This window comes from Flavobacterium sp. Root420 (genome assembly GCF_001427905.1).
Lineage (GTDB): Bacteria > Bacteroidota > Bacteroidia > Flavobacteriales > Flavobacteriaceae > Flavobacterium.
This window is the reverse complement of record NZ_LMEF01000023.1, coordinates 381,067-403,831: the sequence shown is the minus strand read 5'-3', so window position 1 is coordinate 403,831 and position 22,765 is coordinate 381,067. Positions and strand designations below refer to the sequence as shown.

Here is a 22,765-nt window from a genome sequence, read left to right as displayed (position 1 = left end):
CTAGATTTCTATTTCACTTCCTATGAGCGGAACATTGCAGTTAAAACCATATCGATCCTGAATTTTAATTCGAAGTTCATCTGCCGGAAGATTTTCTCCATGTACTAAGTAAATACATTTAGGAACATTCTTAAGAGCTGAAAGCCAGTTGACAAGATCTTGCTGATCTCCATGAGCAGAGAGTCCTTCAATCTGAACTATTTTAGCCTCTACGTTATAGTAGTTCCCGTAGATTTTAATTTCATCGGCACCTTCAAGAAGTCTTCTTCCACGAGTGCCTTCTGCCTGATATCCTACCATTATAACGGTAGTTTTCTCAAGGCCTATATAATGTTCAAAATAGGATAATATACGTCCTCCTGTGGCCATTCCGCTTGCGGCAATGATTACTTTCGGCTGAGGATCTTCAATGATTCGCATAGTCTGTTCGTACTCAGAAACTATTTTAAACATTTTGCACATTTCATGACAGTCATTGGCAGAAAGTTTGTGCCATTGCATATTCTGTAAAAAAATATCCAGCACACTGGCGCCCATTGGGGTATCCAGAATATAAGGTACATTTGGAATTCTGCCTTCCGTTTTAAGCTGCCATATCAAATACATTATAGATTGTGCTCTTTCTACAGCAAATCCTGGAATAATGACCGTTCCTTTATGTTCTATTGTAGTATTAATATAGTTTTCAAGTTCTTTTTTTGCATCCAGATCTGGATGAAGGCGGTTACCATAAGTACTTTCTAAAAAAATGTAATCTGCCAGTAGGGGTTTTGTTGGCGGAAACATCAAGACATCATCATCGCGTCCAATATCTCCGGAAAAAACTAAAGTTTTACCTTCAAGTATTAGTGTAATAGTGCAGGCACCAATAATATGTCCTGCACTAGTATAAGTAGCAATAATATCCGAAGCAATATTTGTTGAAATGTCAGGCGGCACGATTTTAAAAAATGGAAGAACAGCTTCAGCCTGTTGTAAAGTATAGAGCGGTTCTGCTTTTTCATGTTTGGAATAATGTTCTTTGTTGGCTTTATTGGCTTCTTCTTCCTGAATTTTAGCACTGTCTAAAAGAACAAGTTTGGCCACATCCTTCGTAGGGGAAGTACAATATATTTTGCCTGTGAATCCCTGTGCAACAAGTCTTGGAAGCCATCCGCAATGATCCAAATGACCGTGGGTAAGAAGTACATAATCTATGGTGGAAGGCAAAACCGGCAAAGGATGCCAGTTAAGATCCCTAAGTGCTTTAAGACCCTGAAAAAGGCCGCAGTCAACCAATATTCTAATGCCATTAGTTTCGATGAGTGTCTTGGAACCTGTTACAGTCCCGGCACCTCCAATAAATTTTATTTTCATTTTAAATAAGTTTACAAATTTGCGAGGCTTCTTTTAATACATTTCGAATCCTGTTTTCACTAATTCCTATTTTATTAAGACTTTTGGAATCATTGATAAGATCTTTGACAAGTAATTGATCCAGAATAAGTAATTTTTCTTTTTCAACCATTGATAGTGTTGTCAGACAGGTAATAGGGTAGAGTCCTCCTTTGTCTATTTTATTTTTGATACTGTCATTTTCAGGATAGTCCCAGCTTAAAAGAGCTATTCCGCTACATATGGCAAAATTTTCAGCATCTTTGGTAAATCGGTTGTTAGTTACTATTATACAGGAATCGATGTTTTCGCTTCCGCTAAAAATAGTATGCTGTTTTGATTTGAGATCATTAAACCGGGACAGGATATACATCGGTACTTTTACATCTGAAGCGCCTTCTCTGCTACTGTGGAATTTGCATTCAACCATCCATACCCTGTTTTCTTTTTTGAGTGCTAGATCTACTTCATGCGATACACATTTTCCTTGCAGGGCTAGATTTGTCTTTGTTTTATAACCTTCAGCAGCATACAGTCTGGATATGAATTTTTCAAAGAAAAAACCTGCCGGACCTAGCATTTGTAGTGCGTAGCGCAGGTTATATCGTGCAGTATGCCCGTTTGATGCTTTTTTTAAGATCGCAAATGCCAGCTTATATATTTGCTTGGTGGTAATGCCTTCATACATTTGATTTTGTATCTGTACAAGGGATTCCCTAATAAGATCAGGAGAAGCTCCGGATTTTTGAAGAGAAAGTTTCAACTTTTCAATATCGAAAGGTACAACATGTCCTGAGTGCTTAATTACTTTCATTTTATTCAATATTACAGCAGATCCTGATTTAGTTAATCAAAAAATAAGATGTGTCTGGGAAATATATCCAATAGGCACATCTTATTTTTAGGTTTATCCGATTTTAATTTGTTTTGCAGGAGTTTTTGGACTGCTGTTCTTTTTCGGCAGTGTCAATTTTAAAATACCATTTTTATAATTAGCATCAATATTATCAGCTGTCACATTATCAGGTAAAACAAAAGAACGGCTGAAGGAGCTATAAGAGAATTCTCTTTTTCTAAAATTTTTGTCTTCCTCTTTGATTTCTTCTTCTTTTTCTGCGCTGATAGTTAATACTCCATTTTTAACCTCTGCTTTGAAATCTTTATTTTGAAGCCCAGGCGCAGCAAGTTCAATTTCAAAATTTTCGGTATTCTCAATAACATTAACATTGGGCATAAAAGCTCCTTTTTGATTTGTAAAAGCAAAAAAAGATGGCATGTCCAGAAAGCCATCATTAAAAAAATCATCAAAAACGTTTGGTAGAGAAACGTTTTTCTTGGTTGGCACTAGTGTAGTCATGATATTCTAAAATTTAAATTAAACATTTAATTGAATAGTTAATCAAAATTATAGCAGATTATCGGCAGATAAGATGACGCAAATCATGTGAGAAATTGATACTCATCACATTTGAAGAATTAGTTTTTTATTCTGCTTAGTTTTTCTAAATTAAGGATGTGTATCGTACTGGAAGTCTTTTCGATTAACCCTTCTTCTTTAAAATCGCTTAATGTACGGCTTACAGTCTCAGGTGAAGTTCCGGAAAAAGCTGCAAGATCATCTCTGGAAAATTTAATACTGGTTCCATCGGGGCTATGCTGCTTTAGGAGGTGTACAATGCCTTGGGCAATTCTTTTTCGTACTGACATATAGGCAATCTGCAGCAATCTTTCTTCTTTTTCCCGCATATCATTTGCGAGAATTTTAATGAATTTGGCACCTACATCGGGATACAGAAAAAGTAGTTTATCAAGTTGTTCTGTTGGCAAAAAGCTTAAGACGGTTTCTTCAAGCGCGATAGTCGTATCGTTATACGTATCATTTGAAAAAAGTATGCTAATATCCAGATAATCGTTTTCTTTATAAACACCTGTAATAAGTTCACGTCCTTCCTGAGTAAGCTTTACGGTTTTGACTTTTCCGCTTATAATATAATAGATCCCTAAGACATGATCTCCTTCATAATGAATATATTGATTTTTTTTATAGTGTCGGGTACTGCGATCCAGCATGATTTCTTTTAGTTTTACGAGTCCGTCTTCTTTAGAAATAACTGCGTTGAGGTTTTCAGCACTCTGTCCATAAAAAAGTTGCTGCAGTTCTTTTTTCTTCAATCTGGCTTCTATTGCCTTTAAGAGTTCGATATCATCAAACGGTTTGGTAAGATAATCGTCAACGCCCAGTTCCATGCCTTTTCGAATATCGGCCCTTTCTGCTTTGGCGGTTAAAAATATAATAGGTGTTGCTTGTGTTTCAGGGTGTTTATGAAGAATATGTAAAACGCCATATCCATCAAGTTCAGGCATCATAATATCACATAGTATAAGATCGGGCAACATTTTAAGGGCGGTTTCAACTCCTGTCTTTCCATTAGCTGCGGCAAAAACCTCGTAACCTGAAAGTTCGAGAATTTCAATAACATTTTCTCTAATATTGTCATTATCTTCAATAATTAGTATTTTAGTCATAACGGGGAAGTTCAATAGTAAATAAGGTTCCTTTATCAATGGCGCTTTTAAATGAGATAGTACCATCCATTAATGACACATAACGTGAGACAATATGCAGTCCAAGGCCTGTTCCCGGAATAGTACCGGTATTATGGGCTCTGAAGAAAGCTTCAAATAAATGCTTTTGCTCTTCCTCAGGTATGCCAATGCCATTATCTTTTACGTTTAGGGTTATCGTTTTGTCAGTTATAGAGGTCCACAATTCGATTTCGGTTTCCTCTCCTGAATATTTTATAGCATTTGATACAAGATTAATAATACAGTTTTTGATTAGGTTTTTGTCTAGTTTTACCAAAGTAATTTCAGTATTTGGGATGCTGATTATCTTTTGTTTCTTTTTTGTGAGAAGCTTCAGTTCTCCTATAATTTCTTTAATAAAATCATGGAGATTAAAAGTACATATTTCCAATGTAATTTTATTTGATTCTGCTTTTTCAAGCAGTAAAAAATCATTTAAAATTGCGGTCAGGTTGGCAATGGCGCTTTTTATTTTATGTATATGTGTTTCAATTTTTGGGTTGTTTAAATCTTCAATATATCGTTGGATTAAAGATGTGGAGAGTTGAATCGTGCTCAACGGTGTGCGAAATTCATGAGAGGCCATTGATAAGAGACGGCTTTTAATTTTGTTGAGTTCCTTTTCTTTTTCAAGGGTGTTGCTGACTTCCTCTTTTGTGAGGGTTAAGGCTTCAATGGTTTCGTTTAAAGCCTGTGTACGATCTTTTACTAGCTCTTCTAAATGCTGAGTGTATTGCATTAAACGGTTTTCTGCTTCTTTTTGGTGACTCATATCATGAATGAAACCTGCAAAAATTCTTTCTCCCTCAAATTTAACTTCACTTACTCCAAGTCTAAAAGGAAATATGTTTCCGTCTTTTTTCCTCCCAAGCACATCCCTGTCATGTCCAATAATATGCGGAATTCCTGAAGATTTATAGTTTTGTATATAAGTGTCGTGTTTTTCTCTGTCAGGAGACGGCATTAACAGTGAAATGTTTTTACCAATAACTTCCTCAGGAGTATATAAAAAAAGTCGGCACGCAGAGGGATTTATAGATTCTACAATTCCTTTTTCGTTGATTGTGATTATTCCATCGATTGCATTTTCAATAATTGCATTTAGGAGTGCCTGATTTTTCATTTTGCAATCGATTTTTGGTATAACAAATATCGTGAAATGTTTTTGATAATCAGTTGCCTACATTCTTTATTTATTGAAATGTGCTATTGCCATTTTAGCAGGCAATATCTGCTGTATTTTAGAGGCGTTTAATGCCGCATTTATATTTTTAATACCATTTATCAAAGCATCAGAATTGAATGAGATACTGCTAATTCCTGCTGCAACCAAAAAAAATGTAAAAGCTAGCGAATTGCTTGGTGCCTGTCCGCAAAGTCCTATTTTCTTTCCTATCTTGTTTGCTGTATGAATCATTTGAAAAATCATCTGTTTCGAAGCTTCATTTTCTTCATCAAATAAATCTGAAATTAATTCAGAGTCACGATCTATACCCAAGGTGAGTTGCGTTAAGTCATTTGATCCTATAGAAAAACCATCAAAAATTTCAGCAAATTCTTTAGCTAGTAAAATGTTAGATGGCAGTTCTGCCATAACGTATATTTCAAGGCAATTACTGTGCTGTTTCAAACCGTATTGCTCCATTAGAGCAATTACTTTTTTTCCTTCCTCGGGTGTACGGCAAAATGGGATCATGAGTTTTACATTGGTAAGTCCCATTTCATCCCGAACTATTTTCATCGCCTGACATTCGAGTTTAAATCCTTCCTTATATTTTTCGTGGTAATAACGTGAGGCACCGCGGAACCCAAGCATTGGGTTTTCTTCCTGAGGTTCAAAATAAGCTCCCCCGAGAAGCCCGGAATATTCATTGCTTTTAAAATCACTCATTCTCACAATGACTTCTTTGGGATAAAAGGCTGCCGCAATTGTAGCAACACCTTGCGAGAGTTTTTCAATGAGATAATCTGGTTTGTTATTGTAGTTTTGTGTGAGTTTTGTTATCGCTAGACTTTGCTCAGGGTCAAGTACCTTTTCTGGATGAATAAGGGCCATCGGATGTATCTTTACATCGTGGCTTATTATAAATTCAATACGAAGTAATCCTACGCCATCATTTGGGTAAAATGATAATTCAAATGCTTTTTCCGGTTCAGAAATTATCAGCTGTACTTTTGGTTCCTGCGGAAGCTGTATTTTGCTAAGCGGAAAAGTTTTTTGAAGGTATTTCAGTTTGCCTTCATAGACATAGCCTGTTTTCCCTTCTGCACAGCTCATTGTAACAAGATCCCCATCTTTAATAATTTCGGTAGCATTACCAGTTCCTACTATGGCCGGGGTTCCCATTTCTCTGGCTACGATAGAGGCATGACTTGTTCTTCCTCCTTTATTGGTAATGATTCCTGCGACTTTTTTAAGGATAGGATCCCAATCCGGGCTGGTAAAATTAGTAACCAGAATTTCTCCTTTTTGGAGTTTTGAAGCCTCTTGTGATGATAATAAAATTCTCGCAGTACCGCAAATTATGCGATTTCCTATAGCCTCGCCCTGAACTAATGCGATTCCTTTTTTCTCGAGTTTATAAGTACTTATGGATATAGGCTTTACAAGGGAATGCACCGTTTCTGGTCTGGCCTGAATAATATAAAGCTCTCCATTAAGGCCATCTTTTGCCCATTCAAAATCCATGGGTTTATTATAATGTTCTTCAATTACAAGAGCCCATCTGGCCAATTTTTCAATTTCAGAATCTTCAAGGACAAATTTGTCACACCATTTTCGGGGTGTAATTTTTAGAACCGTCGAATTAATACCGGAAGGATTATCATTATAAATAAGCATCTTATTTTTTGCTCCAAGATTTTTCTGTAAAATAGCTTTTTTATTGTTTTTAATGGATCTTTTAAATACAAGAAACTCATCGGGAGTTACTGTACCCTGCACGATTGTTTCGCCAAGTCCCCACGTTCCTGCAATATGAATGACATCCAGAAATCCTGACTCGGGTTCCAGTGTAAATCCAATGCCCGAACAAGCTAAATCGGAGCGAACCATTTGTTGAATACCCACAGAAAGAAATACTTTGTCATGATCAAAACCTTTATCGAGTCTGTATTTTATGGCTCTGTCTGTATAGAGTGATGCAAAACAGCATTTTACGGCATAAATCAGCGGCATTGTACCTTTAATATTTAGAAATGAATCGTGTTGTCCCGCAAAACTTGCATTGACTAGATCTTCTGCTGTAGCACTGCTTCTAACGGCAACAGCGAACTCTTTGTTTTCACATAGGAAGGAGTACGCATTTGAAATTTCAATTTGAAGATCCAGGGGGAATTTTGCATCAAGTAACAGCTTTCTTGCTTTTGAGCCAATTTCGGTTAAGTTACTAAAGTCTTTCTTGTCCAGAAGTAACATCAGTTCATTTAGCGCAAAATTTAAGTTATTGTATTTTATAAAATCTTTATAAGCGCTTGTAGTTATGGCAAAACCATTTGGTATTCTAATACCTTCAGGGCTAAGATTATTGTACATCTCTCCCAGAGAAGCATTTTTCCCTCCAACGTTACTAATATCTCCAATACCGATATCACAAAACTTTAAAATATATTTTTCCATTTTCGTTCCTTTTAAATCATTTTTATGGCTTTTAAATTTGTTTTTAAAGGTAGTCTGACAGGTAAAAATTGAAAATGATTACGATCATCTTTTTCATATTTAAATCTATCTTATAAGGTGATGGAAATCATTTTACTACTTAGATTAATAGATGATATTTGCTGTATTCGATTATAACTAAGATGTAATTGAGGGTAATTTTATTTTAAGATAAGTTAGAAAACAATCTCAGATTTTAAATAAAAGCAATATGAAAGCAAATAAATCACAACGCAAAAGCATATCTATATTTGAGAAACTTAAAAAAACCGATAATAACGGTAATGAATACTGGAGCGCTAAAGGACTTGCCAAATTATTGGGTTATTCAAAGTATAGCTCATTTATTCAGGTACTAGATAAGGCAAGAGCTGCCTGCATCAATACAGATCAGGAAACGGAATTGCATTTTAAAGATTTTAGTGCAATAAAATCAGTAGGTCATGATTTACAAAGAAATGGAGGTGATGTTAAATTATCACGCTATGGCTGTTATCTTATCATTCAAAATGCCGACCCTGCTTTAAAACCGGTAGCTCTTGGACAAGCCTATTTTGCTGTGCAGGCTCGCCTGCAGGAATTGAGTCAGCAGAAAAGTAAAAATTTTAAAATAGTTAAAGACCGAAGATATTTTCTTCGCAAAGAACTGGCTAAGAGAAACCTGCAATTAGCCGGAGCCGCCAGAAAAGCCGGTATTGTGAAGCCTTTGGATTTTGCATTTTTTCAAAACCACGGCTATCGTGGGCTTTATGGAGGTCTGGATGTAAAAGCGATCAGAGAGATAAGAAGTCTTGATCCAGATGAAAACATTCTGGATCATATGGACAGTATGGAATTAGCGGTCAATTTATTTCGTGTTGCCCAAACAACTGAAAAACTAAACGATGAGAATGTCCACGAAAGTACAAAGGCTAATAGTATTCATTTTGCTGTTGGATTACAAGCTCGTATGGCAATTGAAGACATCGGAATTTCATTACCAGAGAATATGCCCGTTATGGAAAGCATTGCATTGCAGCAAAAAACTGATGATGAATCACACTCAAAAAATAATCGTAGAAAGGAAACAGCAACACATGCAAGCTCTTGACGCGAATAAAAGCCAGGAAAACCTTCAGTAATAATATTTTAACATCAGATCTCAGGGAAATTAAAAAAGTAATATTATGAAAACAAAGTTCTACATATTAGCTATCATTACACTTCTATGTTGCTGCCAGAAAAAGGATTGGACAGATTCAAATGAAAATGACACAGGAATAGATTCTGCTGAAATGTCCGGCATCAATGATAATTTGCTTAGGAAATGGTTCTCATTGAACAGAGAATCAGACAGCATAATTAGATCGGCACAGTTGATTATTAATCAGCAAAGAGAAGAAGTCGAATCTCACCCACAGGATGAGCGTGAGTACATGAATACGTGCATAGAAGATGCTCAGCGAGAGCTTGACATATTGAAGAAAAAAGTGAAATTTACAAAAGAGTTTGCAGCTGATATTAAACATTATGATCCATCTTTGCAACCTACAATTGACTCATTAGAAGAGGACTATCTTCGGGGGAAATATAAACTGGAAGATGCATTGCAACAGTTAAAATAGTGCAAAGAGGTTATTTAAGCAGGCCTACCGCGATATTAAAAACCTCAATCATATAATAATTGAGGCTAATTTTACTGTTTAAACGATAGAAGATAAAACATGCTGATGACAATATGCTCATAACCTGCTCATCTCTTTCTGCGGCTGTTGTCGTAACCATACTCCGGAGTATGAATTAAAGATAAATTGAGCCAAAACTCTTGTATTTGTAGCTTTGGCAATATATCCGGGAACCTGTCTTTTTTAAGGCATTTGTAAAAACCTCTTGCGTATTCTTCCAAAAATGAATTTGATATAATAATACAAGTAATCATGTAAAATTAAAAAAATGAAAAAATTAATTATCGTACTAAGCGTATTCTTAGCAGTAAATACATTGGTGAAAGCTCAAGAAGTCTCACAAGCTCTGCAAAATGAAGCTCAAAAAGTAACTTACACTTGCCCTATGCATCCAAATGAGGTTAATTCAGATCCTGGAAAATGTACCAAATGTGGAATGGAAATGGTAAAAACCACCGAAAGAATTGATACCTATGCCACAAAAGGAAGTCAACCTATGAGTATAATTGTGGCGAAATATGTTTGCCCAATGGACGGCACAACGACTGACGAACCAGGGAAATGTTCTAAATGTGGAATGGGATTGGTGAAAACCACCGAGAAAGTTGATACACATGCTACAAAGGGAAGTCAACCCAAAAGTGAAATTGTGACAAAATATGTTTGTGCGAAGGATGGGATAACTTCTGAACAACCTGGTAAATGTTCTAAATGCGGAATGAAGTTGGTGAAAACTAAAGTAACAAAATACGATCACGCTGTTAAAGGAAGTCAATCTCGCAGTTATGTTGTCACAAAATATGTTTGTCCAATGGATGGTACAACTTCTAATGAATCTGGCAAATGTTCTAAATGTGGAATGGATTTGAAAGAAATAAAAGAACAAAAAATGGAAGAAGACCACAAACATTAATTATAATAATAGATTCTTGGACTTTAATAATCCTACAGAATCATTATACTATTTATGATTACAAAAAATCCGACATATATTAGTGAATTTATTTTCTAAAACAATTGCTGAGACTCCACCATCTTCATTGCAGATTGCGGCTGCATCACGGCAACATAGGTTTCATTGATTTCAAAGCAATCAATTTTCCGCATACTCAGACCTGCCTGTTGCAATGCTTTAGGAATAGCAAGAGCAGGAGTAGAGGTAAGCCACTCTGAAGTTTTCGTGGTATTAGCATGACCAGGTATCTTCGCAATCAATTACCTAAGTTGTTTTTTAAGTTATTGTAAATCAGCTAATTTAAGATCTAGAAACTGCAATAAGGGATATCTATTTTTTATGTAAATCTTTCGTTTGTCAATTTCAATAATTCCCTCTTCTTTAAACTGTTTAAGGTTTCTTCCCAGGCTTTCCTGCGATGTACCAATAATATTTGCCAGATCGTCACGAGTCAAATCAATTCCCTGAACCTTTTCAGAGTTTTGACTGAATCTCTTCTCCAATAGCAACAAAAATATTGCCAATCGGGTTTTTTGATCTTTTTGTGCCAGTACTGCGATGGTATTGGCCAGTACCCCAAATTCATGGCTAATGTTTTTTATAAAAGTGTGTTGTAGAGAGGGAATTTCTTTTAGTAATCTTAAAAAATCATCCTTGGCAATGAAATTTGCTTCTAAATCTTCTAAGGCCTGACAAGAATCCTGGTATCGCTCTTCACCCAACAAAGCATGGTAGCCTAATACATCGCCATCAGTATAGATGTAAAAAATTTGTTCATCACCACTAAAGCCGCGTTTGAATTTTTTTGCTTTACCATGTTTTATTTGGAAAATGCCCGTAGGGATTCCCTGTTCATAAAAGAGCATATTTCCCTTTTTGATAGTAAGGGGCTCCATAACATTGCAGACTAATTGATTTTCTTCAGGTGTTAACTCCTGAAAAAGTAGGTTGCTCTGAAAATCAAATTGGGTAAAAAAATCTTTCATACAACAAATATAATAAATAAGTATAACATATAGTATTATCATTTATAACAAATGTTATATATTTGTTGTGAATATAATAGATTAGTAGCAGATGAAAAAGGGATCTAAATTAAATAGTATTTTAACAGGAAGCTGTCCTAAATGTCAAAATGAAAATATGTATGTGGATAAAAACCCACTGCATTTAGGTTCTGTTTTAAAAATGCACGAGAAATGTAGCCATTGCGGGCTAAGATATCAGATAGAACCTTCTTTCTTTTTTGGAGCAATGTATGTAAGCTATGGATTGAATGTTGCTGTGGGAATTGCAGCTTTCATTATCTCATATCTTATTTTTAATTCCAGTCTAAAAACATCGTTTATTGCAATTGTTGTGGTACTGATTATTTTATTTCCAGTATTGCTGAGATTATCCAGGAATATTTACATCAATATGTTTATCTCCTATGATCCAAAAACAACCATAAAAGAGATTTAGTTTAAAAAAAACACCTGACTTAGAAAAGGGAGAGTCTTTAATTAATACTCTTCCCTTTTTAAAATTAGCCATCAGAGTATTGGGTGACATTTTTTAGTTTTTCGCATTATGATAGCGTATTATTTATATTACTCATTCGCACCTCCATTGTTTAATTATATTTAATTAATGTAATACAATACACACACCTGAATAGCCTAGCGATGTGCTAAAGAAACAGCGTCACCATTTACATTTACTTTTTCTGGATCCAATTTTAATTTTTGAGTGTTACTAATTCAACTCTAGAAACCCCTATAATATCCAGCATTTCTTTTGAGTCTTTTTGTTTGCACCGCTGTGGCGCGTTATAAATTGATCTGTTTTCATATTTTATGATTTAAACTGTCGCCTTTTCCTGTTGCTGCTCTTTTTTGTACTGTCCTGAATTCAGATTAGATCTGATTTCTTTAAACACATCTATGGTCCTTTGGACATCCTCTAAGGTGTGCACTGCAGTGGGTATCAATCGTAGAATAATCATCCCTTTTGGTACAACAGGGTATACTACTACTGAGCAGAAAATCTGGTAGTTTTCCCGCAAATCGCTGACTAGAGCGGTTGCTTCAGCCAGGGTGCCATTGAGGTAAACAGGAGTAACAGGAGAATCGGTATTGCCGATATCAAAACCTGCAGCAGTCAGGCCATTTTGCAGACTGTGGGTAATTTCCCAAAGTTTCTCCCTGAGTTCAGGCCTGGTACGCATTACTTCCAATCGTTTTAAAGCCCCGAAAACCATTGGCATTGGTAATGCTTTTGCAAATATCTGTGAACGCATATTATATTTTAAGAATAATATTGCCTTTTTAGTACTGGCAACAAAAGCGCCAATTCCTGCAAAAGATTTTGCGAATGTTCCAAAATAAAAATCAATACCATCCTGAACACCCTGTTCTTCGCCAGTTCCCGCACCGGTTTTGCCCATAGTGCCAATCCCATGGGCATCATCAACCAGGAGTGAAAAATTATATTTCTTTTTAAGGGCTACAATTTCTTTTAATTTGCCCTGATCACCTCGCATACCAAAAACACCTTCTGTTATTACCAGGATTGCACCCTTTGTTTCTTTGACAATTTTTTTAGCACGCTCGAGCTGTTTTTCACAATCTTCAATATTATTGTGCTTGAAAACGAAACGTTTTCCCAGATGCAGGCGCATTCCATCAAGGATACAGGCATGCGATTCTGCATCATAAACAATAACATCTTTTCGATCTACCAGGCTGTCAATGATAGATACCATTCCCTGATAGCCATAGTTTAATAAAAAGGCATCTTCTTTTTGAACATGGTCTGCAATTTTCTGCTCAAACTCTTCGTGCAGTTTGGTATTTCCGCTCATCATACGTGCCCCCATAGGATAGGCAAGACCATATAACCTGGTGCCTTCATTATCGGCTTCCCTGATTTCAGGATGATTGGCCAATCCTAAATAGTTGTTCAGGCTCCATACCAATTTTTTCTTACCATTAAAAAGCATTGTATTACTAATCTCCCCTTCGAGTCTCGGGTAGGCATAATATCCATGTGCATAATGAGCATGATCGCCTAATGGTCCAGGACGGATGCTTATTTTATCCATTATAGTCATAATATTTTTAAATTGAATGGTTATAATTTTTATTTTTTTTTAAATCTCGTTATCTTATTTTCTGTTTTTTTCTAATGACCTAAAGGACAATAGTGTGGTTATTAAATGAAATATTTTGTAAATGGATTTGGATTTCCAAAGCAGTACTGCTTTGCTTTTTTAATCCCAGCAAGTTTATTTCTTTATTCGTTAAGATGTTTTCTGCCAAAAGAGTAATAAGCCTCCGCGAGAAGCATATTCCAGTTCAAAACTATCCGGGATTTCCTGCCAATTACTCCAATAGGTAACTAATCTGGTGCCGATTGGTGTTTTCTCAAGCTGTTCTTTTACATATTTGGAGTAGGAATAAAATAATTCTCTTTCAGGAACTATTGTTTTATCAATGGAACATGAAAAATCAATATTTTCATAAAAGGAATTATAAAAATAGAAGGCTTCATAGTCAGAAAAGTCAATTTTATTGATATTGGAATGGATAAATTCCACATTAGTTACATCGTACTTGTCAGCAATTTTTTTCGATAGCCTAACAAGTGATTCTCTTTGCTCCACACCGTAAAATTTGCCTTTGGTAGAGGCCGCTCCCACAAGGCAAAACTTGCCTACCCCAGAACCTATATCCAATACTTTTTTATGAGGCTTATCAGCTAAATACTCAGCTGCAAATTTGGCAACTGCAACAGGGGTCCAATGGCGCGCTGCAAGTCTTTTTATTCTACTTGGGTAGAGCTCGTTGAAGGTGATGTCCTCAACAGCTATATTTAATTTGAGGAATTTAAATATCATTGAATAAGTGCTGTATATTCTTCATTGGTTAATAATCCGTAAGTGCTGGCAACTGTCGAAACCCTTAATAACCAGTGATTGTATGGATCTCGATTAATACTTGAAGGGCTTTTATCTAAATGAAAGTTTGTTTCCATAACCTTGCAATCAAAAGGGGTAAGGAGAGTAAAAGTTTGATTAAGTCCATAGATCTTTCCCCATAAAATTTCCTTTTTCATGTGCTGACTGTTTAGTTCGAGTTCAATTAAACTGATTTCGCCTATTTCTTTTTGGGCAAAATCAGTGATACCTACGAAATAATCGAATAATCCAATTTGTCTTAACCACAAGTGATTTTTAGTATAATATAATGCTCTGGGAATATACATATTATAAAGATTTAAATTTAAATAAAGGGAGTCTGAACAACAGTTGCGTTAAATTCCAATGGTTTTTTTTAGAGGCATCAATACCAATACTTTTGGGTTGTTCTATGTGTTTCATGATTCTCATTGAGATAAAATTTCATTTTCAATGCTACAAAAGTAGATAGATTTGAAATCGATTTAGTTGATTAAAATGGTATATAAAACTTGATTTAAATCAAGTTTATATAGAGAAGGGAAAAATATCGTAACTTTGAAATTAGCTATGATTTCAAAATTTATCTTCAATAATCAGTATGTTTTAAACGAGTTACCTCAGTGTGATAAGGATCTGCTTGAAAAGATAATGCAAAGTAAAAAATATGTTAAAAACCAGACAATATTCACTGAAGGTACATTGCCTACTGGTATTTTTTATATTCAAACCGGTAAGGTAAAAAAGTACAAGGTTGATAGTGATGGAAGGGAGCAAATTATTTATATCTACAATTCAGGTGAATTTTTTGGTTATACAGCTATACTGAGTGAGCAGGCATATGGAGATACTGCCGTGGTTATTGAAAATTCAATTATTTCATTTATTCCTAAAGACGACTTTTTTAATGTCCTTAATAATTCTGTAGTATTTTCGCGCTTACTTTTAAAATGCCTTAGTCATGAGTTTAGTGTAATGGCAAATTTGATGGCTGTTTTATCGCAGCGAACTGTGAGAGAACGTGTAGCGCTTAGCTTATTGATTTTGCACGACAAGTATAAAATAAATAAGGATCAAAAAGATGTTTTTATTACACTTTCCAGAGGAGATTTGGCCAATATGGTAGGTACTGTAAATGAAACCCTGGCAAGGGTACTTCATGATTTTAAGAATGAAAATCTTATTTGGATGGAGGGACGTAAAATTCAGTTAATGAATTTTCAGCAATTAACCCATATAGCCAATTTTTATTAAGGAAATTGCTGGAAAATTAAGCACTTCGGCGGGTAAAGAATAAAAATTTATTTAAAATCCGGGTAATTACTTTGTTTATAGGAATAATTTAGGAGCAGAGAAAAAGAGTACATAATTCATATTAGAAAAGGCATTTAGAATATAATGCTTTGGTAGTTAAGAACGATACAAACTTAAAAAAGGATTATAAATGTTCAAACACCACGGAAAAAAAAGAAATTTAAAACATAATCTAAAAATTGCTTCTCTTTTATCGTTTGTTGCCGGGATGGTAAATGTAGCAGGTTTTTTTTCAGTTCAGACCCTCACAACAAATGTCACGGGACATTTTGCTTTTTTTGTAGATGAAATTTTCAAACTTGATTTCTTCACAGCATTTATCTACTTTGGTTATATTTTTTTCTTTTTTATGGGCTCTTTCACATCGAGTCTTCTGATGGAATTAGTAGTCCGTAGAAGAGAAAATATTGTACATCTCATTCCTGCTTCCATTGAGATTGTAATTTTATTTTTTATTGCCACTTTTGGAGATGATCTAATCGTCAGTTTTCCCAATCTAATTTCTTTTACATTGCTCTTTGCTATGGGAATGCAAAATTCATTTGTTACAAGGATTTCAAATTCTATTGTTCGAACTACTCATTTAACAGGTCTTTTTACCGATTTGGGTATTGAACTATCTCAACTTTTCTTTTACAGGGAACAAAATAAGAAAGCCGAGCTTTTTTCTTCAATTAAGTTACGAATTGCAATTATCAGCTTTTTTTTTATTGGTGGCATTGCAGGAGGTGTTCTTTATTCAAGAATTGGACTACAGGTCTTATTTCTTGGGGGCTTTGTGTTGTTAGGAGGATTAATTTATGATAATATAAAACTAAATTTAATCTTATTGAAACGGAAATTAAAAAATAGAAAGTAAAGATTACGACTATCAACTCAAAGGATAGATTGTAATTTTTCTGGAAGTATTTTAGTTGGGTTCCTGATATATTTTTTGAAGTTCGCTATAAATATAAACCCGGTGACTCTATTGTCAGCTAAGTTGGGTTTTAAGTTTTCTGATTTTTTCATATACAGTTATACTCAAATAAACTGCTCTAATTTTACTCCTTTTTTGGGAAAAATGCCAACCCGAAGCTACTCTCTAACATAATTCAACTTTTTTAGATTAATAAATGTAGAATTATAGCATAAAAAACAAGTCGTTAACTTCTTTAACTCCTTTATATAAGGGATTGAACAAAATTCTGTGGCAGTTTTTCCTCCAGACTGAAACTGTCACGATTTTGCCACGGAGATTTTATTGCTCCAGAGGTTTTCGTGGATTTCTTCCTGTTCAGATTATCCAATCTTTTTGCTTAATCCCCAACTTTTGCACCTGATCCGAAAAATCTACATATTTGTGTATAAAAAAAGAGACAACTATTTACTAGTTGTCTCTTTAAGTGACCCATAAAGGACAAATTACGCACCATTTTATGGAGGATTTAAAGAGATTGGCTTACTGGAAGTAGAGGCTGTCTTTCATTGGCTTTATGAATTTGGTTTGGATGTCCTGTTGGGGATGGTGTACATTTTATATCTAATTTTTATTTTTTAGATAAGAGTTATAAATATTCGAACCATGTTTGCCACAAAATTAATAATATACCCCGGCTTGTATTTAAATATATAAGGCGGGTTTTTTGTTTTTATTTTGAATATTTTTTTTTAAAATAATTAAATTACAATACGTTTACTGCTTATGAAAGATTGATCTTGTATGTTTTTTCAATTTGAGAAGAAGCGTGTGTCGGTGAAAGCTGTCCAATTTGAAATACTTTTTCAATAAAGTCAATACTTTCATCCACGCAAGTATTTTCATTTTTCAAGTGGCTTGCAAAGTGGTTTGTTATTTTTTGAATAATCCTGGCGCTAATTAAATCAACCTGAGCGACATCAAAATTGCTTGTTTTCTTTCTCTGAAAAGCCAATTCGCTTGCCACAATATCATTAAGTTTAGCTTTTAACGCATGGATAGTTGGCGCATATTTTCGACCATTTATCCATGTATTGAATTCTAATTTCATATCCTCAATAATAGCTTCTGCAGCAGGAATATGTTGCTTTCTTCTCTCAAGCGTATCATCTGTAACCTGAGACAAATAATCGAGATGTATTAAAGTTATTCCTGGAATTTGCGCTACATCTGGATTTACATTTCGTGGAATCGATAAGTCCAAAATCAGTAAGGGTTTCTTTCTGTTAAGTAGTGTTTTGTCTATAGTTGGATTTTGTGCACCTGTTGCGACTATGAGCACATCGGTCTGTTTTATTTCTTCTTGTAAATTCAGAAAATCCTTTACAATAACGTTTAGTTTACCAGCTAATTCTATGGCCTTGTTCTTTGTTCTGTTTATAAGGGTAATATGGGTATTCTTTGTATGTTTTACTAAATTTTCGCACGTATTGCTGCCAATTTTCCCTGTTCCGAATAGTAAGATATTTTTATTTCTAATATCTTCTACATTTCTGATAATATATTGAACAGCTGCAAATGAAACAGATGTGGCACCGGATGAAATTTTAGTATCTGTTTTTACTTTTTTGCTAGCCTGTATAACCGCGTTTATTAAACGATCAAGGAATGTATTGATTAAGTCCTCGCGTTTGCTATTATTAAAAGCGATTTTAATTTGACTAATGATTTCAAAATCACCTAAAATCTGACTATCTAAACCCGTTCCCACACGAAACATATGGTTAACAGCTTCCTGATTCTTGTATATATAAGCGACTTGTTGAAATTCTTCTACCGAGCCCTTGCTGTTTTGGCAAAGTAATTTGATTAATTCATATGGATGATTGGCAAAACCATATATTTCGGTTCTATTACAAGTAGAAGTGACAATTAATGATTCGATCCCTTCTGCCTTTGCCTGCAACAAAAGATCAGATTGTGCTTTATTGTCCAAACTAAACTTCCCTCTAATTGCTGCATCTGCTTTTTTATAACTTAAGCCTAAAGCATAAAAAGTGGTATTTTTGGACATGTTATATTTTTCCATATTATGCTTTTCTTAAAGTTCAAAAAAATATTAGTAGGTTATTGCAAAACACGATGAAATCTCCTTTAGTCCTAAAGAATAATGGATTCAGACATAATTGTATATAAGTTGCCGGCAGGATTTAAATATAAAACGCTACCTGAAAAACAGGTAGCGTTTAAGAGAAATTATTTTTGAACTATTGGAGTTCTAAGTGATTCTAAGACCGCAACAATATCTGTATAAAGCTCTGTATTTGAAGCCACACCATTTGCATTTGCAGCTGCTCCTACATATCCTTCAAATTTTGTATAATCCGCAGTACTTGATTTTGTTCCCATACGAGGATTTTTCGCAGGATCGTGCGCAGCTACCATATTCAAACCAGAATAGGTATTTACGGTATTTGTACCACCAGTGTTAAACGAAAAGAAATCAGTCAGATTGTCTGATAGTTTAGCAATATTTGTAGACTGGGTAGTTCCTGTTTCGGCTAATACCGGGGCAAAATGCGCTTGTAGATTCCCCGCTGCATTCGACTGAACATCGGCAACAATTAATCCTATAGTTGAATTTACCACCTTGCGGAAACTCAAACGCCCCTGCTCGATCATTTGGCCAGCGTTATCTGGATCTGAAACCATTTTAGTTCCGCCTAATCTTTCGTAAATAGATGCCTTTACAGGAGGAGTTACCGGGGCGTCATCATCATTACTACTGCACGAAGCCAGGGTTGCAGAAGCTGCGAGTAATACACTAAGTGTAATTTTGGAATAAATTTTCATAATAAAAATATTAAAGGTTAATTAAAAAAACGGTTTAGTTTTTGAGACAATCTGTAGCTCAAACTATTTTGATTCACTGGACAAACTTCTTTGCCAGCCAAATTTTCTGGTAAAATATAACGCTGAGCATCATAATGTCCTATGGCTATCAACTGGTCAAATACTTTTTTAGAATTAGTGATTTTGTTGTTATGGAAGTAAACAACCACATTTCTTTTTACGATTATAGAATCAGAGGTTAATCCTTTGATAGATCTCAAATCTGAACATATTTGTTTGGCTTGCAACGAATCTATATTTGTTTTAAAATCAATTCGGCTTACCTGCAGATTTGGGCTTTCATAAACAGCAGGCTTAGCGGTAATAATGTGGAATAGAAAAATGGCAAAAAATAGTACCAAAATGATCAATCCCGTCCAAAGGCCTTTTTTAATAAATTTGTTAATTTTCATAAAGCTGATTTTTAAAATGATATTAGGTTTTCTAGATTATATACGAACCCTTTTTTGGCTTGGTTTTATTTAAATCGATTAAATAGTAGTTTAGATTTATTTTAAATAACAACACGCTGAATTACAGGGTTTTTAGAAAACTCTCGCCAAATTAAACCCAAAGAAAACATCTCCCTTGGTCCAGTCCCCTGTAGTTCTTCCAAGATATCCGGCTTCATCAATGGCTTGAGAACTGGTAAAATGCATTTGAAAAACGTGTCCGCCGGTTTCCAGGTCAAAACCAATGGATAATGGATTTTTATAAATAGAATTTGACGCCCTGTTTAAGTGTGCCGCATAATCCATATTCAATGACCAGCGTTTTGCAAACTTGTATCTACCACCAAAGCCAATGGCATATTGTGAATTGCTCTGTTCGGGGTCGAGCACAAAATTTTCATGGAAAAATGATGGAACTATTTCTAAAGATAATTTTTCAGAGAATTTTCTGGAAATTAAAAGCTGGGCTACATAGGTGAGCCTATTTTTAAATTCAAGTTTAGGATATAGACTTTCCTTTAGCGTGTTGTTGATAGACAAGCTATTAAACCCTGCAATAGTCACCGGAAATCCGTCTTTTATTTGCGGCAATAACATATATTTTGTTGCAAAGTCATAAGCAAATTCACTTCTGGCGGCACTTATATTAATCCCCGGGGTCAATCCGTATATGAATTTTATTTGTGTGTTGGCGTTATCCAGTCCATAGAATCCCTCAAAGCCGTCTTTTATAGAACCAAACCGGTGTGCTACAACAAAATACAAATCCCCTTTTGCCGCCAGTTTGGTCGATTCGAGATTGACAATCTTCAGGGCTTTAAATGCAGATGCCACCTTTTCTTTTGTGATTGGCGCTTCAACTCCGGATAATAGGTCGTCTTGCGAATAGGTTAGTAATGGAAATAAAAACAGTAATAGAATGAGCTTTTTCATGTGGTTAATTTTAATTGTTATTTGTTTTGGTGTACAAGGGAGGATTGATCTATTTTAAATTCCTGTAAGAGCTCATCATATCCTAAAAACCGTCCTTTAATTTTTAGCATTCTGCCAATTGCAATGTCTTTGGGCAAACTGTCTTTGAAGGTTGCAAATATCTTTTCGCCAATAACGATTCCCTTACTCGCGGGTTCAACATCCGTTACAATTGCAGTTACTTCAATTGTTTTGTCCTGGTATTTGACAGTAGCAAGGCTGTCATTGAAAGTAAATTCTTTTTCAAGTCCTTTAACCGTTACAGTATAATCTGCAGTTTCTGATTCGATATTCCTATGACCTTTGTAACTGTAGAGGTAAATTGAGATCCCGGTTATCAGGAAGAGGGGAATAATAATAAGTATTTTTTTTCTCATGGCTGGTTTTTAGTATTTGGATTATCTACGTTAAAAAATACCTATTGGATTTAAATGATCAAATATGACTGTTATTAAATCTGTATGATCCATTTCACCGTATATGATTTCAAAATGCTTTAAATATTAAAATCATTTAGCCTTTCTAAAACTAAAAACCAATCCCATGAATTTAAAAACTCGTTTGCTTATTCCATCATTTGCTTTACTACTAGTAAGTTGTACAGATGATAATCCTAGTACTTTAATTGACACTCCACCAATTACCGGCGTTGCCACATACAATCAGAATGTGAAATCCATCATTGATAATAATTGTGTTGTCTGCCATGCAGCTGTTCCCAAAAATGGGGCACCTATGTCCCTGGTTACTTATGACCAGGTTAAAAATGCGGTCTTAAATCGCGGGCTGCTCAACCGGATTTCTTTAGAAAATGGAAATAGTTCATTAATGCCACAGGGAGGGCCAAGATTGCCTCAAACCACAATTGATGTTATTAAAAAATGGGAACAAGATGGATTATTAGAGCAATAATCCATAGTAAAAAACATGAAAAAAATCATAGTAATGCCAATGATATTGGCTTCGTTCCTTGTTTTTTCGCAGGAAAAAATATTAACTAAATCATCAACAATCACTTTTGAAGCTTCGGTCCCGTCTTTTCAGCCGGTTTTAGGAACCAATACCAATGTAACTTTTGTTTTAAATCCGGCAACAGGTGAAATTGCATCCTTAGCCCTGATAAAAGGATTTCAGTTTGAAATGCCTTTGATGGAAGAACATTTCAATGAAAATTACATGGAGAGCGATAAATATCCAAAAGCTATTTTTAGAGGGAAAATAGAAAAGTTTGATTCGAATAATTTAACTGAAGATTATAAAGATTACCTAATAAAAGGAAATTTAGAACTTCATGGGAAATCAAGAGATATAAATGCCAGTGCAAAAATCACCAGGACAGGTTCCCGAATTACTATTATTTCAGATTTTGCTGTTAATGCTAGTGATTTTGGCATTCCAATTCCATCACTTATTAAGTATAAACTTGATGATAGAGTAAAAGTTCAAATTATTGCTGTTTTAAAATAAGCAAAAAAATTAAAAGGATTTTTAAACTAACATAATATAAAAGAAAACCATGAAAAAAATTATACTCTTTGCAATGCTTTATGTTTGCTCTATTGGTCTCGCGCAAGAAAAAATGATCAGTAAAGCAGGTAAAATAACTTTTGAAGCATCTGTTGCTTCTTTTGAAGAAGTAAAGGCAGTGAATACTAACGTCACTTTTGTCTTAAATCCGAAAACAGGGGAAATTGCAGCTTTAGCCCTAATGAAAGGATTTCGCTTTAAAGTAGCCTTAATGGAAGAACATTTTAATGAAAATTATATGGAGAGCGATCAGTATCCAAAAGCAACATTCAAAGGAAAAATAGAGGCCTTTGACCTGGATAACCTTAGCGCAAATCCTAAAGATTTTATCATAAAAGGTAAATTAGAACTTCACGGAAAATTGAAAGACATAAACATCCAGGCAAAGGTAAGCAAGTCAATATCAGGAATTAGTATTCTATCAAATTTTACCGTACTAGCCAGTGATTTTAATATAGAAATTCCAAGTCTGGTTAAAGGTAAGCTATCCAATAAGGTTAACATCTTAATCAATGCAGTTTTAAAATAAAAGA

At 34.7% G+C, this 22,765-nt stretch carries 25 protein-coding genes; 9 read left to right on the top strand and 16 right to left on the bottom strand.

What is annotated here, in order from left to right; translation table 11 throughout:
• The 6 genes from ASC72_RS13790 to ppsA form a co-directional block, all read right to left on the bottom strand.
• Complete coding sequence (locus tag ASC72_RS13790) at window positions 1–1,356, bottom strand: MBL fold metallo-hydrolase (RefSeq protein ID WP_056191646.1); 1,356 nt, start codon at window positions 1,354–1,356, stop codon at window positions 1–3.
• A gap of 1 nt (window position 1,357) precedes the next feature.
• Entirely contained in the window at window positions 1,358–2,188 is an 831-nt protein-coding gene (locus ASC72_RS13785; protein ID WP_056191645.1) for an ATP cone domain-containing protein, read from the bottom strand.
• Between the two features lie 93 nt (window positions 2,189–2,281).
• A complete protein-coding gene (locus ASC72_RS13780) occupies window positions 2,282–2,731 on the bottom strand; it encodes an Hsp20/alpha crystallin family protein (protein ID WP_056191643.1) in 450 nt (149 codons plus the stop codon).
• Between the two features lie 119 nt (window positions 2,732–2,850).
• A complete protein-coding gene (locus ASC72_RS13775; protein ID WP_056191641.1) occupies window positions 2,851–3,900 on the bottom strand; it encodes a response regulator in 1,050 nt (349 codons plus the stop codon).
• The gene (locus ASC72_RS13770) at window positions 3,893–5,083 is read right to left on the bottom strand and encodes a PAS domain-containing sensor histidine kinase (RefSeq protein WP_056191638.1); all 1,191 of its coding nucleotides are present in this window, start codon (window positions 5,081–5,083) and stop codon (window positions 3,893–3,895) included. The genes ASC72_RS13775 and ASC72_RS13770 overlap by 8 nt, the downstream gene beginning before the upstream one ends.
• 66 nt (window positions 5,084–5,149) lie before the next feature.
• Window positions 5,150–7,579 (bottom strand): phosphoenolpyruvate synthase, encoded by a 2,430-nt coding sequence (ppsA, locus tag ASC72_RS13765; protein ID WP_056191635.1) that lies wholly within the window; start codon window positions 7,577–7,579, stop codon window positions 5,150–5,152.
• Between the two features lie 250 nt (window positions 7,580–7,829).
• Between ppsA and dinD the strand changes: the two genes are divergently transcribed.
• From dinD to ASC72_RS13750, 3 genes are all read left to right on the top strand, one after another.
• The gene (dinD, locus tag ASC72_RS13760; protein ID WP_056191633.1) at window positions 7,830–8,708 is read left to right on the top strand and encodes a DNA damage-inducible protein D; all 879 of its coding nucleotides are present in this window, start codon (window positions 7,830–7,832) and stop codon (window positions 8,706–8,708) included.
• A 76-nt stretch (window positions 8,709–8,784) separates the two neighbouring features.
• Entirely contained in the window at window positions 8,785–9,222 is a 438-nt protein-coding gene (locus tag ASC72_RS13755; protein WP_056191631.1) for a hypothetical protein, read from the top strand.
• Window positions 9,223–9,601: 379 nt separating this feature from the next.
• Window positions 9,602–10,195 carry a heavy metal-binding domain-containing protein gene (locus ASC72_RS13750; RefSeq protein ID WP_241775708.1) on the top strand — a complete coding sequence of 198 codons (594 nt, stop codon included), beginning with the start codon at window positions 9,602–9,604 and terminating at the stop codon, window positions 10,193–10,195.
• 95 nt (window positions 10,196–10,290) lie between these two features.
• Here ASC72_RS13750 and ASC72_RS13745 read toward each other — a convergent pair whose 3' ends face one another.
• Window positions 10,291–10,497 carry a hypothetical protein gene (locus ASC72_RS13745; RefSeq protein WP_056191627.1) on the bottom strand — a complete coding sequence of 69 codons (207 nt, stop codon included), beginning with the start codon at window positions 10,495–10,497 and terminating at the stop codon, window positions 10,291–10,293.
• 21 nt (window positions 10,498–10,518) lie between these two features.
• The gene (locus ASC72_RS13740; RefSeq protein WP_056191625.1) at window positions 10,519–11,223 is read right to left on the bottom strand and encodes a Crp/Fnr family transcriptional regulator; all 705 of its coding nucleotides are present in this window, start codon (window positions 11,221–11,223) and stop codon (window positions 10,519–10,521) included.
• Window positions 11,224–11,314: 91 nt separating this feature from the next.
• Between ASC72_RS13740 and ASC72_RS13735 the strand changes: the two genes are divergently transcribed.
• Window positions 11,315–11,701 carry a DUF983 domain-containing protein gene (locus tag ASC72_RS13735; RefSeq protein WP_056191623.1) on the top strand — a complete coding sequence of 129 codons (387 nt, stop codon included), beginning with the start codon at window positions 11,315–11,317 and terminating at the stop codon, window positions 11,699–11,701.
• 379 nt (window positions 11,702–12,080) lie between these two features.
• Here ASC72_RS13735 and ASC72_RS13730 read toward each other — a convergent pair whose 3' ends face one another.
• The 3 genes from ASC72_RS13730 to ASC72_RS13720 all read right to left on the bottom strand — a co-directional run bounded on the left by ASC72_RS13730 (window position 12,081) and on the right by ASC72_RS13720 (window position 14,485).
• A complete protein-coding gene (locus tag ASC72_RS13730) occupies window positions 12,081–13,331 on the bottom strand; it encodes an aminotransferase class I/II-fold pyridoxal phosphate-dependent enzyme (protein WP_056191621.1) in 1,251 nt (416 codons plus the stop codon).
• 189 nt (window positions 13,332–13,520) lie between these two features.
• Entirely contained in the window at window positions 13,521–14,117 is a 597-nt protein-coding gene (locus ASC72_RS13725; protein WP_056191619.1) for a methyltransferase domain-containing protein, read from the bottom strand.
• Window positions 14,114–14,485, bottom strand: a complete 372-nt coding sequence (locus ASC72_RS13720) for a glycine cleavage system protein H (RefSeq protein WP_056191617.1) — start codon at window positions 14,483–14,485, stop codon at window positions 14,114–14,116. The genes ASC72_RS13725 and ASC72_RS13720 overlap by 4 nt, the downstream gene beginning before the upstream one ends.
• Window positions 14,486–14,735: 250 nt before the next feature.
• Between ASC72_RS13720 and ASC72_RS13715 the strand changes: the two genes are divergently transcribed.
• Together ASC72_RS13715 and ASC72_RS13710 are read left to right on the top strand one after the other, a co-directional pair.
• Window positions 14,736–15,431 (top strand): Crp/Fnr family transcriptional regulator, encoded by a 696-nt coding sequence (locus ASC72_RS13715; protein ID WP_241775702.1) that lies wholly within the window; start codon window positions 14,736–14,738, stop codon window positions 15,429–15,431.
• A gap of 190 nt (window positions 15,432–15,621) precedes the next feature.
• Window positions 15,622–16,350: a YoaK family protein gene (locus tag ASC72_RS13710; RefSeq protein WP_056191614.1), complete on the top strand. Its 729-nt coding sequence runs from the start codon at window positions 15,622–15,624 to the stop codon at window positions 16,348–16,350.
• A gap of 823 nt (window positions 16,351–17,173) precedes the next feature.
• Here ASC72_RS13710 and hemA read toward each other — a convergent pair.
• The 5 genes from hemA to ASC72_RS13685 form a co-directional block, all read right to left on the bottom strand.
• Window positions 17,174–18,478: a glutamyl-tRNA reductase gene (hemA, locus tag ASC72_RS13705; protein WP_056191612.1), complete on the bottom strand. Its 1,305-nt coding sequence runs from the start codon at window positions 18,476–18,478 to the stop codon at window positions 17,174–17,176.
• Between the two features lie 167 nt (window positions 18,479–18,645).
• On the bottom strand, window positions 18,646–19,242 hold the full coding sequence (locus ASC72_RS13700; protein ID WP_056191609.1) for a hypothetical protein: 597 nt from the start codon (window positions 19,240–19,242) through the stop codon (window positions 18,646–18,648).
• Window positions 19,243–19,259: 17 nt separating this feature from the next.
• The gene (locus ASC72_RS13695) at window positions 19,260–19,694 is read right to left on the bottom strand and encodes a hypothetical protein (RefSeq protein WP_056191601.1); all 435 of its coding nucleotides are present in this window, start codon (window positions 19,692–19,694) and stop codon (window positions 19,260–19,262) included.
• Window positions 19,695–19,826: 132 nt separating this feature from the next.
• Window positions 19,827–20,666 (bottom strand): DUF5777 family beta-barrel protein, encoded by an 840-nt coding sequence (locus ASC72_RS13690; RefSeq protein ID WP_056191599.1) that lies wholly within the window; start codon window positions 20,664–20,666, stop codon window positions 19,827–19,829.
• A 17-nt stretch (window positions 20,667–20,683) separates the two neighbouring features.
• Window positions 20,684–21,082 (bottom strand): hypothetical protein, encoded by a 399-nt coding sequence (locus tag ASC72_RS13685; protein ID WP_056191598.1) that lies wholly within the window; start codon window positions 21,080–21,082, stop codon window positions 20,684–20,686.
• A gap of 166 nt (window positions 21,083–21,248) precedes the next feature.
• On the opposite strand from ASC72_RS13685, the gene ASC72_RS13680 reads away from it, so the two are divergent.
• The 3 genes from ASC72_RS13680 to ASC72_RS13670 are packed head-to-tail and all read left to right on the top strand — an operon-like array spanning window position 21,249 to window position 22,761.
• Entirely contained in the window at window positions 21,249–21,617 is a 369-nt protein-coding gene (locus ASC72_RS13680) for a hypothetical protein (RefSeq protein WP_035688608.1), read from the top strand.
• Window positions 21,618–21,632: 15 nt separating this feature from the next.
• Complete coding sequence (locus ASC72_RS13675; protein ID WP_056191597.1) at window positions 21,633–22,172, top strand: YceI family protein; 540 nt, start codon at window positions 21,633–21,635, stop codon at window positions 22,170–22,172.
• Between the two features lie 49 nt (window positions 22,173–22,221).
• Window positions 22,222–22,761, top strand: a complete 540-nt coding sequence (locus ASC72_RS13670; RefSeq protein ID WP_056191595.1) for a YceI family protein — start codon at window positions 22,222–22,224, stop codon at window positions 22,759–22,761.
• Window positions 22,762–22,765: the final 4 nt, after the last annotated feature.